The sequence below is a fragment of the Ferroplasma acidarmanus Fer1 genome (assembly GCF_000152265.2).
Lineage (GTDB): Archaea > Thermoplasmatota > Thermoplasmata > Thermoplasmatales > Thermoplasmataceae > Ferroplasma > Ferroplasma acidiphilum.
Genome location: NC_021592.1, coordinates 978,490 through 995,330, shown reverse-complemented (window position 1 = coordinate 995,330; position 16,841 = coordinate 978,490). Strand labels below are relative to the sequence as shown.

Here is a 16,841-nt window from a genome sequence, read left to right as displayed (position 1 = left end):
ACTTATAATAATATTAAATAGTGGAAATATAGATAAATTTTAGCAGAACGTGGAATATAAGGAAGTTATTGTTTCTCCCCGTATGCTGCTCCACCCGGGGTTTCAATTACTACTTCATCGTTTTCCTCAAGTACGGTGGAAAATTTACTCGGCATGGACTTCTTGCGACCATTGCTGAGTATATAAATTTTTCCGGTTTTTCCAGGGAAACCTCCATGAAGCCCCCATGGTGGTATTATAAACCTGTCTGCAATAACCGATATATAGGTTCTGCTGCGTACCTTGAATGACCTTACAATACCTTCTCCGCCGTGATACTTTCCTTTGCCATAACTATTCTTTCTCAGGTTATTTTTTGTAAAAAAGAATGGATATTCCTTTTCAGCTATTTCAACTGGAGTGTTCAAAGTATTTGTCATATTGCTATGTATCCCGGATTCTCCATTGGAATCGTACCTCCCGCCATTGCCACCGCCTATTGTTTCATAGTAAGACCAGTATTTGTTTCCATATTTCCCGCCCAGCATAAGATTCATCATTGTCCCTGATGAGGCAGCCGGGATATAATATAGAAACTCGCTTAATGCCCTTAATGTAACATCGGCTATTCTCTGGGTTGTTTCAACATTTCCTCCTGAGACAGGGTAATTTCTTTCAGGATTTACCAGAGAGCGTTCCGGGGCCTTAATAGTAATCACGGAATAAAAGCCGTCATTGGTGGGTATAGAATATTGCATTGCACTTCTTATTGCATATGCCACAGCAGAGAACGTGACACCTTCTACTGCATTCAGTGGATACTCAATTTCCCCATGCGTGCCATCGAAATCAGCTACCACGCCACCTGCACTTATTTTTAAATTTATATTTATATTTATTTTCTCAATTCCCTTTTCAAGATAATCTATTGCCTTATATTCACCTGCCTCCCATTCTTTGAGTGCCATTAACGAAAGTTCTCTGGAATGGTCTATTAGTGAATTCCATGATGATTTTATCTCATCTGACCCGTATTTGGCCATTAACTCCTTTATTCTATTTATCCCCATCCTGTTGGCGGATATCTGGGCATTAAGATCTCCATTGGCTGTTTCCGGGTCTTTAAAATTAGCAAGTATCATTCTGATAATGTCCGGGGTTATAACCACCGGTGGTATTATAAGCCCTTCCTGGTATAGATTGCGTGCCTCCGGGTTAAGGCTGCCAAAGACAGGGCCGCCAACATCTACATTATGTGCTTTATTAATCACATAACAGAATAGTTTATTATTATCATATACCGGAGCTATAATTGTAACATCGTTCAGGTGTGTGCCAGAAATATATGGATCGTTTGTTATGAGCATTTCATTTTCTTTCAATGTAATTTTCTTTTCCCTCATATAATTTATAATATTTCTTGAACCGATTTTAAATGATCCTAGATGTACAGGTATGTGTTCTGCCTGTGCTATTATGCGCCCTTCTGAATCAAGCACTGCACAGCTGTGGTCCATTCTTTCCCTTATGTTAGGCGATATGGCCGATCTCTTTAACGCAACTCCCATTTCCTCTGCTATAAACTGTGTAGCCTTTCCAACTATTTCCCAATCAGTCATAATCTCACCGCCCTCAATTCATCATTTTCTCCGCGGAATATTGTCCATCCAGGCGGAACAAAGGTGCTTGACCCATCTTCTTCAATTACAGATGGCCCTTTTATCTCCTTCTTTACTGGCAATGAATTCCGCTGGTAAACCTCAACATTTTCCCATTTGCCATTTATGTATACATTTCTCTTCTGTGGAGCCAGTTCCTTGTTTTTTACACTATGCATATCAGGTTTTACCCTTTTCTTTATTGCAAAAACCCTGATAGTAAGTATTTCAACCGGGCGATCCAGTGTAAAGCCAAAAGTCCTGTTATGGGTATCAGTAAAGGATTTTATGATCTCATCCCTGTCTACTATTTCAACAGGTATTGTAAGCTCTGACCCCTGCCCAACGTACCTGCAATCGGCATATTTTATAAATTCAGGATTTTTTACCTGGTACGTAAGCCTCTGTTCCAGTTCATTGAATCCGGCTTTCAGATCCTCGGGATATGACATTCTGGCTTCGTATTTTATATCTGCAAGCATTAGCCCGAGAGCACTGAATACTCCAGGTTCTGGAGGTATTATTACATTTTTTATTCCGAGCTCATCAGCAACAGGCATGGTAACCTGCGGCCCTGCCCCGCCAAAGCCAAATAATGTAAATTCAGTAGGGTCAAGCCCCCTTTCAACAGTAACAAGCCTTATGGCCCTGGCCATTTCAAGGTTTGCCAGCTTAATGGCTGATTCGGCCACTTCATATGGATCGCCCAGCTTCTGGAGTGCTTTTAAAGCCAGGTCTTTCCTTAATATTTTGTCAGAACCAGACATTTTATCATTTATAATGCCCATGACAAGGTTTGAATCTGTAAGTGTAGGCTCTTTTCCACCCCTGTTATATGCAACAGGCCCCGGTTCAGACCCTGCGCTCATAGGCCCTATATTAAGTGCACCTGTTTTATCTTTCCATATAACTGTGCCACCGCCTGATGACACTTCTGAAAGGTCTATAAATGGGAACCTCACAGGATAGCCGGATCCTTTCACTATACGCCCATGGTGTGAAGATCCGCCAACCTCATATTCTGCGGTGATGTCCACATTATAGTTAATAACCGTACCTGCCTTTGATGTTGTTCCACCCATATCAAAACTTATTACATGGTCAATGCCAAGAATGCTTGCAAATTCACTGGCTGCAATTACCCCTGCTGCTGGCCCTGATTCTATTATATTGACCGGCTTTTTAATAACTTCATCAACGGAAACCAGGCCTCCTGCATTGGACATCATATTTATTTCCGGCGAACCGAATTTATCCAGTACAGACTTCAATCTTTTGAGATAGCCCGAAACCACAGGCATAAGGACAGCATTAACAACCGTAGTTGATGTCCTTTCATATTCCCTGGGTTCCGGTGAAACATCGTATGATATGGAAATATTATCAAAGTATTTTGATAAATAATTCTTAATATTCATTTCATTTTCAGGCCTTAAATAGGAATGCAAAAAGCATATTGCAAGGGATTTTACATTATTTTTAGCCATAGATGCCCTTATGGATTCAAGATCAGATGTTTCAACCTTTTTAAGTATATGCCCATTAACATCAGTACGTTCATCTAACTCATAGCGCAATTTTGATGGTATAAGTGATCTGGGCCTGTGAAAATCAAGATTATAAAGTTCAGGCCTGTTCTGCCTTCCTATTTCTATTACATCCTTAAAACCCTTTGTGGTCAGAAGGGCGGTTTTTGGCAATTCAAGGCCATACTGCCCCAGCAGTGAATTTGTAGCGATTGTTGTTGCATGCACAAACTCATCAATATTTTTATTAAGGTATTTACTTAATCCGTCCATGACAGCCTGTTCAGGATTGGCAGGCGTTGTTGGAACTTTATAATAGTGTATTTCTTCATCTATTACAATAATATCAGTGAAAGTCCCACCTATATCAATTGATACTGTAACCATATACTTGGGATTAGCTTTTACATTATTAATATTTTCACGGAAACTTTAAATTTTTACTATATATTGATGGCTTTTACCATTTATTAACGCAAAGGTAGATTAGAGTTTTACATGACTTTTCGAAATTACAGCGATTCAAATTCATGTACACTATCACAATGAGGTCCATTGAATGGAATTTAGTTTAATGCGTTTGCCTTACCTTAACATATAAGATTCTATATTAGCGGCGATAAATATGAGAAACATAGAAGTGGCAAAATAAAATACTCCCATAGGTATCTGTGCTTTTAAAATGCTTTGAAACTTTTTGTAGCTGATTCCTTTAATGTAATTCTCTAAAAAACTGGTTACAATTGTAACCACGCACATTGCAAATGCGATTCCTAAAACATATGCAAAGGTTTCCGGGAAAAATTGTGGAAGGACTTTATCCGCAAAAGTGTACTTATTCCCAAGAAGTGCCATACCCATTATAGACCCCTCCAGTAGTGAGGAAGTGTATAATACAAAAATTGTAGGTATTAACAAAAAAAGCCCACCAATTTCCAATTGAAGATCATACGATGTGTTATTCCCAATTAGTATATTATTCAATTGGTTAAATGTGGGATTGTGATAGGGTGCTATCGAACCAGAGCCACCTGAAAAATATGTTTTACCAATCATTAAAGTTATGATAGATATAGTGAATAATGGGAGGTAATACAATATTGCTGATATAAGTATGTAATCATATATATGCTTCTTTTTAGCATTATCAACATAAAATATATGGAATACCTGTTCAGTAAATTTTTGTGGCTTTTCTCTTTTCCTTAGCAAACCGAGAGAATCTACAATATTTGCAATTGGGAATGCTTTGATGGCGGTTCTCGTTAATATTTTGCTTATATAATTATTATTCGTTTTCAATAAAACTATTTTGCCATGGACAAGCTTATTTCCCAATGAGAAATTTCCATATATTTCAAAAAAGAAATATACAAATGAAACAAGAACAAATATTATAGATGAAATCAGTAATTTATCGGCATATGATGTAGTAATTCCAGCAGTGCCATAGGAATAAACTTCCACTAAATCAAAAAGCTCAAACTGCTTATGTAAAGGATAAAGAATAAATGATGTTATGCAAATTAATAGAGTTAGATCTATAATGTATGCAAATGTCCTTTGAAAGAAAGTTGCTACTTCAACTTGGGAATTTTTCTTCACCATGCTTATAACTCCATTCATTGATTTTTTTTATTCTGACACTGGTAGATGGATGACCGAGAGTTAAAGAAAAAGTATACATGTACTTAGGACTAAACTTTAACGGGGTCTTATTGAGGTTGTCTATCTTCACAAGAGCTGATTTAACAGCATCTGAGCCTACGACTTTACAGGCAAACAGATCGGCTTTAACTTCATCTTTCCGTTGTAATAATGGAAATATCAATATGATAAAAATATAAAGGTAAGCGATTGAGATAGGAATCAGTATATAAAATCTTTTTTCAATCAATGCAAACAGGAAACCGTTAATACCAATTACCAGTGCCAACCAGTCAATCAAAAAATGTTTTAAATTGTGTTTCATGACTAAATGCCCTATTTCATGTGCCACAACAGCTTCTAATTCTATCTGTGACAGATTTGAAAACAGATAACTTGTAATATAAATATAGTATTTGTCCGATTGGTATCCATTTGCTATTTTAACGCTGTTTGTATCTATTATTTTTATGTGTGGTGTTATGTTGTAATCCTTAAAAACCTTAAGTATTGCCTGTATCTTTGGGTCTTCGTTATTTTCTATTGATGGAGTCTTATTATATTTTATATTTGAGATTGGTTGAAACAGTACCAGAAGTAGGAATATGACAAATGCAATATTTATGTATAATAAAGTCTCAATATACATATGAGTCATAATATAATATGCGGAAACGAACATAAAGAATAATATGAGCACGAATAGTGGCCCATAGATATTAAATTTTAGATATTCGGCAAATGTTGCCGATATACCCTTATCTTTCCTGTCAATAAGATATGTTAAAAAAACGAGAATAAACGCTACAAATTCTGAACCTATAAGAGTGAGTAACCATATTAACAGTATAAAATGATAAATAATAATTGATGGTATAAATAAAAACATAGATATCGGATACAATGTACCGATTATTATGTGTTTTTGGAAATTATTCATCTCATATCTATGTTATTAATAAGCTGCTATCGCAGCGCCAATGGCCGCACCAACATATCCACTTGCCGCTAAAATTGTATCTGCAGTTGCTGCTGTAATCCATCCTGCAGCCCCTAATGCATCAGCGACAATAGTTGCGATCGAGGGTTCCAGCCCCATAGTAACAGTTAACCAATTAAACCAGGTGGATGATGAAGGAAAATGACCATGCGTGAAGTAATAATATAAGAAATTTCCATGTGACGTACCTGTATTAACTAGTGCTCCGGGAAGCATATGACTCGCGTCTTCAATAATAGGAACTCCGGCAATATTTAAGTATCCTGCTCCCGCTATCATACAGAAGAGTGATACCATCACAATAGCTTTTGCAACTCTCTTGTAGTGCTCCCTATTATCTTTTCGCATGGACCCAATTGCCATGTTTGAAGATAACCCTGTTCTTTTATGGTAGAATACACTACTCTCAACTATGTTTATTTCAAACATAATATATATATATATATATATAAATTATATTTAAACTTTTCTATATAGCCAAATTCTTTGTATGTCTTACTATATAATTTAAATTATTTGTTATACCCTGTAGTTGTAATATCCAGAAATAGTTTCATTAATAAATTTATTCCTACTTATTAGTCGAATTAATTTCAAAAAACGAGGCTTTCTCTGCTCTTTAATTATTAAATTCATTGAGAGTATAGAGTTTATATTTACACAAAATTATGGACACGGTCTCTATAGTATCAGCTATTTAAGCATCAGTATTTGCTGGCTATGCATCAATTATATTATTGACAACTATCAAAATTGCACCGACTATTTACACACGCCATACACGTTATTCCAATAGTAAGGCTCCAGAAAGCAAGTTTTAGAATAGGAGACCAAATATTGCATATAAATAGTACCCAGCAAAAAATTGATTTTCTATCTACTGGATAGACTATAGCTCATTCTGGCAAGGCGCTTTGATATTTCTGCATAGTTGCTGTTTCCGTTAAGTATTTCCTTATAAAATTTTATAGCTTCATCATAATCGTTTATATTCACGGGCTTTGGAACGCCATCCTTCCCACCAAGGCAAAAAGAATATTTAACCGGGTCTGAAAAGGATGGTTTATTTCCATAAACAATTTCAGCAAGATATGAAAGTGCCCTTATAGTTGATTTGGAAAGTCCGGGCATGTCCATTAATTCATCGAACTTGCCAGGATTATACTCGTAAAGTTCTTTCATTTTCTGCCAGTTAATTTTATAATTCATGTCAAGAACAGGTGCTGATTCCATAAAATTGTCAAGAGAACGTTGTTTGCTGTATTTTAGGGGATTATCCTGTATTATATTTATTATTCCTTCCCTATTTTTTTCACTTTTTTTGGTTGAAAGGTCAAGTGCAATATTTTCTTCATAGCCAGAAATGCCATTCCGTTTATCATCATATAAAGAAATATCATTGTTTTTCCAGTGGTACCGTCTGGCAAGGCTTGAAACAGTATTCATTCCCTGGTTGACTATTGTATAATTTCCTTTATAATCCATCAGAATAAATTGCATATAAAGGTTAAATCCGTCCTGAAGCAGCTTTTCATCGACCTTTGCTATTGATTTCGCATCCTTCTTTATCCGGTAGAGATATTTATCCTCAACATTTCCTTCGGATTCAATCTTGGCGATCTCCTGCCCTATATTTCCCATATGCTTCCCCTTGCCCCCTATAATTCTTAAACTATCGCCCTTATTGATATGATCTTTTAATGCACTCAGTGTAGCAGTTGTTGTTCCACTGGAGTTCCAGTCAAATCCAATTGCAAGGGATAATGAATGGAACCAGAACGGGTCTGCAATTTTTTCAAGGAAGAAGTTTTCACTGTAATTCTGAATCATAAGGTCTGATATAATCCCACCAAGTTTTACCATTCTTTTATAGAGGTATTCCGGAGGATGCCCGTAATGCAATGGCATTATTGAAGAACCATGATTTTGCATTGTATAACATCAATCATAAAACATATATAGTTTTTTATTTCCTGAAATTTTGGTTTATATTCGACAAATCTACCTCAATATGGGAAATTGTTTGAACAGGATGCATGGCTAAAGCAATCCATAACTTCCTGTAATCTGATCGAGGAGGTCGTCTTCATCAGGGCCTAAGCCTATGCATGTTACTGTGCCTGGGATAATCTGCGTGAATCCTGCATCGGTTATTGTTTCACTTATAACTCCAAGGATTTTGCACTCTTCCTTGATTTTATAAATTTCCTGCAGGTTATCTACCTTTACAACTACTTTCTTCTGCCCTGTTTCATACCACTCATTAAAAGTTTTTTTATTCTTTTTCATAGAAATAAGTGTGCAAGCTACCGCTGCGTGTGCCACCTGGGCGGCTATTTTACCTTTCCCCATTGCGAGGTCTTTTCTTACAGCAATTACCATTTTTACCATGGAACATCCTTCATTTTAAATTTATATGCCAGTATATTTACGCCCCTGTGTATTGGCGGCGTTATAATCAATATTACAGCAACAGGTATAAGGTCTCCATAGAGCTGCATAAAAAATCCCCTTGCAAATATGAATACTAGCAGGAAAGATACTATAACAAATGGCCACTGGTCCAGTATTGACCCACGAGCGCCACGCTTCATCCCTATTCTTCTCTTTATGAATGACCCGGACATATCCCCCAGAAGTGAGCCAAAACTCATTGGTATAAGGACGAGTATGGCGTCTATAATGTTTTTTCCGTAATCAGGATATGGAATTTTCAACACTATAACAATATAATAAATTATTATGCCCGATAATATTCCTATAAATGAGCCACCTATAAATCCTGACCATGATTTCCCATCCCCGAGTATGCGTTTGCCTTTGTATGTTTTTCCCCGGTCTATTACCCAGTGCCCGCCGGTTATTACGGCACCGGGATTGGCTATGAACGCAGGAGCAAATAGAATGATTGCGTATAATGTGAAAAGTACTATATTACCCATATGTTTCAACTGCTTTAAGCACATCTGCTTTTGTTATTATTCCCTTAAGTTCTGTCCCATCAACTATTAAAACGGCATTGGAGTATTTTAAAAGCGGGTATATCATGGATATAGGGCTATTCTTGTCAAGTTGCGGGAGAACGCTGCCCATAACTTTCTTTATTATGAGATGCTTCAGCGATTCTATGCTTGTCCCTTTTATTAACATGTCGTTTATATTGGATTCTGTAATAGTTCCTATAATCCTCTTATCCGATGTTACAACAGGAAGTTGTGAATATCCTTTTTCCCTCATCCTGTTAAGTGCTGATATTATAGAATCGTTCATCTCGCATGTGTCAACGTCTTTTGTCATTATAAGTTCAGCCTTTATGTCTATATCCTTGGCACGGTTTCCAGAATTGTTGAGGTACTCAAAAATTTTTCTTACTTTATCGTATGCAGGATTGATTTCACCCTTCTCCAGCCTTGCGATATAAGATTGGCTGACCCCACTGATACGGGCCAGTTCTTTCTGGCTTATACCCAGTGATTTTCGCATTTTTCTTAATTCTTCAATACTAGGAAGCATTTATATGTTATAATTAATTACTATTAATAATTATTTTAAATTCCCATGGACATGGTACATAAATAATAATTTATAACCGTTAATTATAACCATTTAATGTTTATCACTATAGAAGGCATTGACGGGTCAGGAAAAACAACACTTGTAAATTCACTCAGGAAAATATTTGATAACATTCACTTCACCAGGGAGCCGACAGATAAATTCCAGCTGGCAAACCTGAAAACCCTCAGTACCCCCTTCAATTCATTTTATAATTTTTTCCTGTTTACATATGACAGGCTGGAGCACCAGGATGAAATAAACGGATTTAAAAATGTTATATGCGACAGGTATCTTGCATCGTCCATTGCCTATGAGGGGCCCATGATTGAGGAACTTTTTGGGGATAAGAAGGAAACGGTACTCTGGATGTTGGAAGTGTCAAAAATGCTAAAATTGCCAGATATGATAATTTATCTGGATGCTCATCTGGATGTTGCTCTGGAAAGAATAAGGAATAGCAGGAAAAATTTGAATTTCAGGGGAAAGCAATTATCAATTCTGGAGGAGAAGGAAGGTTTGAAAGCAATACAGGATTACTATGAATACTTCCTGGGCAATATAGAAATGTTTACCAAAAAACAGATAAAAATTGAGAGAATAAATGCAAATAGCCCAATGGAAGATGTCCTTTATAAGGCCAAAAATATAATAAATAAAACTATTGAAAAATAATTATTTTGTTGTAACAATTATTTCGTCTCCCAATACCATGATAGTATGTTCTGACTGGGCTATCATCGACTTGCTGTGTTCTTTCAATACAGGGAATCCTGAAACATATTTTGTTGACATTTTCTTCCTTATATATTCCTGGTCATTTTTCATCAGCCTGGAAACCCATCTTTCGGCGAATGGAGCCGTATTGAAATTTTTATATAAAATCTCATCCCTGTCCCTTACCCCTGGCTTGTCAATAATGTAAATATTCCCCATCTGCCCGCTATGTATCATTCCTATGCCTGTGCTGGCAAATGGTTCAATTGCAATAACCTTGTCCGTTTTTATTGTTTCATCGTTCCCGTCATCATAATTTGGTATAAAAATTTCAGAGTGCAGATCATAGCGGTTAATTCCATGTCCACCGAGGTTTTTTATAGGGTTGAATCCACGGGATGTTATGACATTGCCTATTTCTTCTCCAATTCTATATATATTAATAAGTGGGCGCAGTATTTTTATGGCGGAGTTCAAGGCATCCCTTGTTGCATCTATCAGGTCACTGTAATTACCGGTATTTCCAACTTCAATGGTAGCGGCGTTATCCGACATATAGCCATCTACCATAGCTCCGAGGTCTACTTTAACAAGGTCACCGGTCTTGAATTTCTTTTTGTCCCCCTCATATGGTGTATAATGTGCGGCTTCATTGTTAATGGATAAATTGACCGGAAATGATGGTACAGCACCCTTATCCCGGATAAATTGCTCTGCTTTTTCTGCAACATCATAGAATAATGCGCCTGGCTCTATGAGTGTTTGAGCGTATTCCAGTGCATCTCTGCCTATTTTGCCGGCGAGAATATATTTATTTTTTACATCGGCATCCATAAATATCTTACATTTATTTCTTTATCCGGCATTAAGTTATCTTAGGAAAATATTAAAGATTTCCTGAATTCATTTTATTAAATTCCTCATCTGTCACCGGTGTATCTTTAACTTCCCATTTATTATATAGTGTGCCCAGGATAAATCCAAATACCACCAGAGGAATAATATCAAATGCAATGGATGCAATATAATATGTAAGTCCGTATGTACTGATATCTACTGCGCCGATAAGCACATCAAATATAATCCATAAAATAAGACCAAAAATCTCACCTTTTATAATCATATTCTTGCCCGGTATTTTATTATGTGTATAAGCAAATATTATGCCAAGGATGATACCGATAATAAGGCCTCCTACTATACCCTCTACAGGTGCAAGTGTAAGGTCTGTAGAATATAGTTGTGCACCTGTGACTTTTATGCCCAGTGAAGTTTCCTTTGCTGCTAAGGTAGACATAACTTTCATTACGTCCGTTTTAAATATTACCAGCACTACATATGCAAATATGCCATCTAAAATACCATATACAAGGCCTGCAACAACGCCGGCCTTTGCCCCCAAACCTGCCTTTCCCATATTAGACTATAATAGTTACATATTTAAATTTTGCTCTATATATTATAGAACACATATATTAATTATAGATTAATATTATAAACTATGAGTGGCATCGATTTATTGAACCTGAAAATATTTAAGTTATTGTTATAATAAGTACCAATGGACATGAAAAGGTATTCGCGGCAAATTGTTTTAAAGCAAATTGGAGAAGCTAACCAGAAAAAGCTTCTCGAAAAAACTATTCTCATAATTGGCCTTGGTGGCACCGGGAGTGCTGCGGCAGAGATGTTTTCACGATTAGGAGTTAAGAAGTTAATACTTGTGGACAGGGACAGGATAGAGATTACAAACCTTCACAGGCAGATACTTTATGATATGGATGATTTGAAAGAGTACAAAGCGGAAACAGCAGCAAAAAAATTGCAGAAAATTAATCCTGATGTGGAGGTTGAGTTCCATAATAGTGCTTTTGATTCCTCTCTGGCTTATATGGTAAATTCAGCAGACCTGGTTTTTGATGGAACAGACAATATGACCACCAGATTTATAATAAATGATGCCTGTGACAAATACGGAATACCATGGGTGTTTACATCCGCTATAGAAATGTATGGTGAATTTAAAGCTATAATACCGGGAAAAACGTCATGCTATGCCTGCTTTAACAGTGAACCTGCTGAATTGCCATCATGTGAAGTAACCGGTGTATTGAATACTGTGCCGGCCCTAATCGCATCATATGGTGTCAACCTTGCCGTGAAAATTTTACTGGATTATGGAATAGATGGCAGCATTTATTTTATAGATGCCTTCAATTTTGAAATTAATAAAATAAATGTTGAGAGAAACAGTAAATGCAGGTGTTGCCATGATAAGGATTATAAGTACCTCGGTAAAGAATATTCGGGCATAGGAAAATCAATTCTTCTATAGGACAACAATCTTCACAATTTCACTTATGACCACAATTATGAAGACAACGCCTATAAACCGGTATATATATTTCTGCTTAATTTTATGTGCAAATATTGAGAAATAATAGCCGGAAACCAGTGCCACAACACCTATAAGTATTGCTGCCAGGAAGTCAATATGCCCTATGTCATAATAACCTATAGAACCACTTGCTGCGGACAGAAACATTGCAAGTGTTGCGGTACCTACCATATTCTGTGCCTTCATTGAGAAAAATACCATGATAATTAAAACAAACATAATTCCACCACTGGTTCCTATAACCCCTGTGAGAATGCCAACCGGGATGCTCAGGGCAAAACCGATTATCAACGCTAAATTACGGCTTAATTCCATCTTTCTGACCCCATGGCTATCGATGTTGTACGATTTTTTAATCACATAATAGCTCATATATGCTGCCATGGCAGTAAAAATGATTTCCAGTGGAAGCACAGGCAATATTCCTGCAATAAGGGAGCCAAGCTGTGCACCAATTATTGCACCGATTCCAAGTACTATACCTATTCCGGGATTAAGGGTTTTTTTCCTGAGATATACATATATCACAATTGTTGTAGTTACCACGTCTACCAGCAGGCTTGTACCTACAGATGTTTTAAAATTGATTCCCATATATGAAAGGACAGGAACAACAACAAGCACGCCACTGCTACCGGTAATTCCTGTCAGGGCGCCAACGGCTATTCCTATAATGAGCATAATAATGTATACCAGTAACATGGGATCGAAATTACACAGAAGTTAAAATATGCTATTAAAAATGGAAAATCATTTATGTATTGTTTAAGGTAGATTTATTACTAATAATAATATTTTGCCATGTGGAAGGGAAGAAAAAATATATTATAGATACCTCAGCAATGTTATCTGGGAATCTCAATATTTCAGAGGATGGTTATGTTTACCCTGAGTCTGTTATCAATGAAATAAAAAAAGGGTCACTTGAAAAGATCCTTGAAGTAGCGAATATAACGACACGCAGCCCTGGAAAGGAGTATATTGCAAAAGCCCGTGAAGCAGCTTTAAGTACCGGGGATTACAATGCGCTAAGTGCCACTGATATTGATGTGCTCGCACTTGCAATTGAATTAAATGGGATAATAATCACAGACGATTATGCCATACAGAATGTTGCAAAATATTGTGGGATTGCCTATTCAGGAGGCGGGATATCTGGCATAAAAAAGGGCATAATATGGAAATACAGGTGTACCGGCTGCCATAAAATATATGATGAATATATTAAAACATGCCCCATATGCGGGCATGATGTGAAGCGCTATTCAAAAAAATAGATTTATTTACGGTGCAATTCAAAATCTATTACATCAATAATTTCCCTGATTTTTTCCTTGTACTGGGAGAAATTGCTATATAAATTTAAAACAAGTGGCATCCACTCTATAAGATTTTCCGGTGGTATGAGCTTAACTTTATAATAATTCTTGAATTCTTTAACTTTTTTTCCGGATGGTTCATACATAACGTTGAATTCACGGTATATACTCTTATAAAATTCAAAGGGCTCAAACACGGAGGGTTGTATTATAAAAAGATGTTCAAAGTATTTTCTTGATATTTCAACGTGCGCAAACATTTTTCCATATTGCTTACCATAATTAAAGAGCCTGATGTGCAGTTCCCATGGAAACGCTATTTCTTTAGCCATACTGTATTTCTCGCCTTTGAAAAAACTCGGAGTTGCGTCGTGGAATCCATTTTTTATGAGATTTATTGCAATACGATCGGTAGATTTCTCCGGAAATAGCATTGAAAACAATGACTCGTCAGTAATTTTATCCCTTTCAATATGTATACTTTCCCCATTTTCAAGAACTATATTTTTTGGAAAATTTATGGTGACATTATGCATATCCATTATAGTTAATACCGGGGTAGTAAATTATTATTTCTAAACCTCAACTCCACAAATTTACAGGGAACATACATTCTACTCTTTATTATTCCCATGTTTCCATAGTTACAATGATGCTAAATATTGCTGGCAATCCAGAAAATATTTATTTAATGTACAATCAGAAAGGTGCATAGCCATTTGATTATATGAGGACCGAGCTCGAAAACAACCGGACAAATTTGCGAAATGATGATTACATAAGAGTTTTTTATTGCTTCTTTACCGTTATATCATCGGTAAGTATTTCTGATCAAAATGACAGACGTATTGAAAAATAAATTATCTGTAAGAATCTAAAAGTTCCCCTATTATTTATTAACAAACGTATAGAGGTTTTCAATAAATTCATGCGTATCCATAATCATGCCAAAATCTGAATGTTTAAATATATCTGCATCAGGATTGTTGTTAACAGCCATTACCTTGCCTGCGTATCGGATGCCAACTATATGGTTATCAGATCCCGATATGCCCAGAGCAACATATAAGGAAGGTGATATTGACATTCCGGTAAGGCCAATCTGGAATTGCCTGGGAATTCTTCCCATATCTACCACCCTTCTTGTTGCACCAACAGAAGCGTTTATTTTTTCCGCTATTTCCAGAATGTGCGGGATATCTTCAGCATGCACGCCTGTGCCGATTCCAAATATCACAGGGGTATCAAGGGGATGTAGATTGCTGTCAATGGGTGTGTTATCAATTTCGTGGAAATTTTCATTTTTTTCCAGATTTACGGTCTGCACATCATATGATTTGCTCCTGAATTTAATAGGAAACATGCCTTTTCTCACAGTTGCCATATCAGGTTCAGTTTTTGATTTAATGACTGCTATTATGCCACCTCCAAAAGAGGGTTTATACTGGACCATTTTTCCTGATTCAAATTTTATATCCACACAATCTGCAGTGAGGCCAAGGCCAATAGATGCAGCTATGTGTGATGATATGTCCCTTCCGTTAAGATTTGAGGGTGCGAGAACGTGGCGCACTTTATTTTTCCTTATAAATTCCGCAACATATTCAGAAAATGAAACATAGTCTGAGTTATCAAGATATATGTATTTGTGGCATGCCATGCCATTCAGCCTGGATGGGTTTATATTCCCTATTACAACTATTCTATGGCCTCCAATCTCTGCTATTTTAGAAGAAATTTCAAGGGATGTCCCTGGATCGTCCACTGCTAACCCCAGAAAAATTTCCTCTGTTGCCGGGTCATCCAGAATCTTATAGTCTGGATCCTGTTTTACTTCTCCCGAGGAGTTAAGTATTCCCAGAAATTCCTGAAAAGTAATAAATTTATTATTCCTTGTATTGGCCATTGAAAATGTATCAACCACACTTGTGGGCGAATCACTTCCCTTCCATGCGGTAAATCTGGAGTCATATATATCAATATTTTCAACCTTTGCAGATGGGTCTATTTGCCTTGCCCTGTTAATTTTCTCGCTGACTGAGAGGAATACCGGAAATGAAACTTCCAGTTTCCTTATGCCATTATCTTCATCCCTGGCCACTATTACCCTATTTTCGGCTATTTCTATTGATGATACGTTTGAAACAAAGTTGTATCCTGCCATCTCTGCTGTTTCCGGAGGAACCTGGGATGTTTCGCCATCCAGTGAAGATTTGCCGGATAAAACTATGTCCGGGCTAATGTGCATTATTAATGAGGATAGAATCCTGGATGTTACATAGGTATCTGAACCTGCAAAATTTGGATCGTTTAACAGTATAGCATGGTTAATTCCCATTTTCATTGAATCGTTCAGTACATCTCTGGCATCCCCGGGGCCCATAGAAACAACGTATGTTTCACATTTATATTTTTCTGACAGCCTTACTGCTGCTTCAACTGCCTTTTTATCATAGGAGTTAAATGATAATTTTACCCCTGCCCTTATTATCCTTTTAGTCTTTTCGTCAAATCGTATTGCATTGACATCAGGTACCTGTTTAACCAGAACTATGATTTTCATTATATATCCGCCATTATCATCCCATTCTCTATCTTTGTATTGTATGACTTCAAATCTTTAATTGTTCCGGTCTCACCTTCAGGCCCTGAAATAACCTTCCCATCTTTCAGGTTAAACGAAGCAAAATGGGCGGAACATACAACACTGCAACCTTCTATGAATCCTTCAGAAAGGGAGGTTTGCTCGTGTGTGCAGTACAGATCTGTGACATATATTTTCCCATCTATCCTTGATACAAGCAAAGGAACCCCTTTTACTGTAATATCCTTCAAGGCATTGTCCTCAATTTTATCCATTTTAAACAGAGTTTCCCACATAATATTTATGAATGATTATAGGTATTATAACTTTTCTGGGATATTGCAGGTCAACTACCCGTGGCTAGAGCACGTGGGCTTCCTTGCCACCTGATCGTGAATAATAATTACCGGGATAAAAATTATCTGCTAAGAATATATAGCATTAATGTAATAATGTTT

Annotated in this window: 18 protein-coding genes; 3 read left to right on the top strand and 15 right to left on the bottom strand. The window is 36.7% G+C overall.

What is annotated here, in order from left to right; translation table 11 throughout:
• Positions 1–65: 65 nt before the first annotated feature.
• From FACI_RS04985 to FACI_RS04945, 9 genes are all read right to left on the bottom strand, one after another.
• Positions 66–1,598 (bottom strand): hydantoinase B/oxoprolinase family protein, encoded by a 1,533-nt coding sequence (locus tag FACI_RS04985; RefSeq protein ID WP_009887040.1) that lies wholly within the window; start codon positions 1,596–1,598, stop codon positions 66–68.
• Positions 1,595–3,550: a hydantoinase/oxoprolinase family protein gene (locus tag FACI_RS04980; protein WP_009887039.1), complete on the bottom strand. Its 1,956-nt coding sequence runs from the start codon at positions 3,548–3,550 to the stop codon at positions 1,595–1,597. Before FACI_RS04980 ends, FACI_RS04985 begins: the two co-directional genes overlap by 4 nt.
• A 198-nt stretch (positions 3,551–3,748) precedes the next feature.
• Complete coding sequence (locus FACI_RS04975) at positions 3,749–4,771, bottom strand: stage II sporulation protein M (protein WP_009887038.1); 1,023 nt, start codon at positions 4,769–4,771, stop codon at positions 3,749–3,751.
• Complete coding sequence (locus FACI_RS04970) at positions 4,746–5,699, bottom strand: M48 family metallopeptidase (protein WP_048074053.1); 954 nt, start codon at positions 5,697–5,699, stop codon at positions 4,746–4,748. Before FACI_RS04970 ends, FACI_RS04975 begins: the two co-directional genes overlap by 26 nt.
• Before the next feature lie 66 nt (positions 5,700–5,765).
• Positions 5,766–6,239 carry a hypothetical protein gene (locus FACI_RS04965; RefSeq protein ID WP_009887036.1) on the bottom strand — a complete coding sequence of 158 codons (474 nt, stop codon included), beginning with the start codon at positions 6,237–6,239 and terminating at the stop codon, positions 5,766–5,768.
• 444 nt (positions 6,240–6,683) lie between these two features.
• Positions 6,684–7,742: a DUF763 domain-containing protein gene (locus FACI_RS04960; RefSeq protein ID WP_019841563.1), complete on the bottom strand. Its 1,059-nt coding sequence runs from the start codon at positions 7,740–7,742 to the stop codon at positions 6,684–6,686.
• A 108-nt stretch (positions 7,743–7,850) separates the two neighbouring features.
• Entirely contained in the window at positions 7,851–8,201 is a 351-nt protein-coding gene (gene pth2 / locus FACI_RS04955; RefSeq protein ID WP_009887034.1) for a peptidyl-tRNA hydrolase Pth2, read from the bottom strand.
• Positions 8,195–8,752 (bottom strand): CDP-2,3-bis-(O-geranylgeranyl)-sn-glycerol synthase, encoded by a 558-nt coding sequence (locus FACI_RS04950; protein ID WP_009887033.1) that lies wholly within the window; start codon positions 8,750–8,752, stop codon positions 8,195–8,197. Before FACI_RS04950 ends, pth2 begins: the two co-directional genes overlap by 7 nt.
• Complete coding sequence (locus FACI_RS04945) at positions 8,745–9,323, bottom strand: CBS domain-containing protein (RefSeq protein WP_009887032.1); 579 nt, start codon at positions 9,321–9,323, stop codon at positions 8,745–8,747. The genes FACI_RS04950 and FACI_RS04945 overlap by 8 nt, the downstream gene beginning before the upstream one ends.
• A gap of 96 nt (positions 9,324–9,419) precedes the next feature.
• Between FACI_RS04945 and tmk the strand changes: the two genes are divergently transcribed.
• A complete protein-coding gene (gene tmk, locus FACI_RS04940) occupies positions 9,420–10,040 on the top strand; it encodes a dTMP kinase (protein WP_009887031.1) in 621 nt (206 codons plus the stop codon).
• Here the strand turns inward: tmk and map are convergent, their stop codons facing one another.
• On the bottom strand, positions 10,041–10,916 hold the full coding sequence (gene map, locus FACI_RS04935) for a type II methionyl aminopeptidase (protein ID WP_009887030.1): 876 nt from the start codon (positions 10,914–10,916) through the stop codon (positions 10,041–10,043).
• Between the two features lie 52 nt (positions 10,917–10,968).
• Positions 10,969–11,499 carry a DUF6789 family protein gene (locus tag FACI_RS04930; protein ID WP_009887029.1) on the bottom strand — a complete coding sequence of 177 codons (531 nt, stop codon included), beginning with the start codon at positions 11,497–11,499 and terminating at the stop codon, positions 10,969–10,971.
• A gap of 144 nt (positions 11,500–11,643) precedes the next feature.
• Between FACI_RS04930 and FACI_RS04925 the strand changes: the two genes are divergently transcribed.
• Positions 11,644–12,417, top strand: coding sequence for a HesA/MoeB/ThiF family protein (locus FACI_RS04925; protein WP_009887028.1), 774 nt, complete (start codon positions 11,644–11,646; stop codon positions 12,415–12,417).
• On the opposite strand, the gene FACI_RS04920 is transcribed toward FACI_RS04925, so the two are convergent.
• The gene (locus FACI_RS04920) at positions 12,412–13,161 is read right to left on the bottom strand and encodes a sulfite exporter TauE/SafE family protein (RefSeq protein ID WP_009887027.1); all 750 of its coding nucleotides are present in this window, start codon (positions 13,159–13,161) and stop codon (positions 12,412–12,414) included. The two genes, FACI_RS04925 and FACI_RS04920, sit on opposite strands and share 6 nt — an antisense overlap.
• A 122-nt stretch (positions 13,162–13,283) precedes the next feature.
• Between FACI_RS04920 and FACI_RS04915 the strand changes: the two genes are divergently transcribed.
• Positions 13,284–13,757 carry an NOB1 family endonuclease gene (locus FACI_RS04915; protein ID WP_009887026.1) on the top strand — a complete coding sequence of 158 codons (474 nt, stop codon included), beginning with the start codon at positions 13,284–13,286 and terminating at the stop codon, positions 13,755–13,757.
• Positions 13,758–13,759: 2 nt separating this feature from the next.
• Here the strand turns inward: FACI_RS04915 and FACI_RS09780 are convergent, their stop codons facing one another.
• The 3 genes from FACI_RS09780 to FACI_RS04900 form a co-directional block, all read right to left on the bottom strand.
• Entirely contained in the window at positions 13,760–14,341 is a 582-nt protein-coding gene (locus FACI_RS09780) for a hypothetical protein (protein WP_009887025.1), read from the bottom strand.
• 347 nt (positions 14,342–14,688) lie between these two features.
• The gene (locus tag FACI_RS04905) at positions 14,689–16,362 is read right to left on the bottom strand and encodes an FAD-binding protein (RefSeq protein ID WP_009887024.1); all 1,674 of its coding nucleotides are present in this window, start codon (positions 16,360–16,362) and stop codon (positions 14,689–14,691) included.
• Positions 16,362–16,679, bottom strand: a complete 318-nt coding sequence (locus tag FACI_RS04900; RefSeq protein WP_009887023.1) for a Rieske (2Fe-2S) protein — start codon at positions 16,677–16,679, stop codon at positions 16,362–16,364. Before FACI_RS04900 ends, FACI_RS04905 begins: the two co-directional genes overlap by 1 nt.
• Positions 16,680–16,841: the final 162 nt, after the last annotated feature.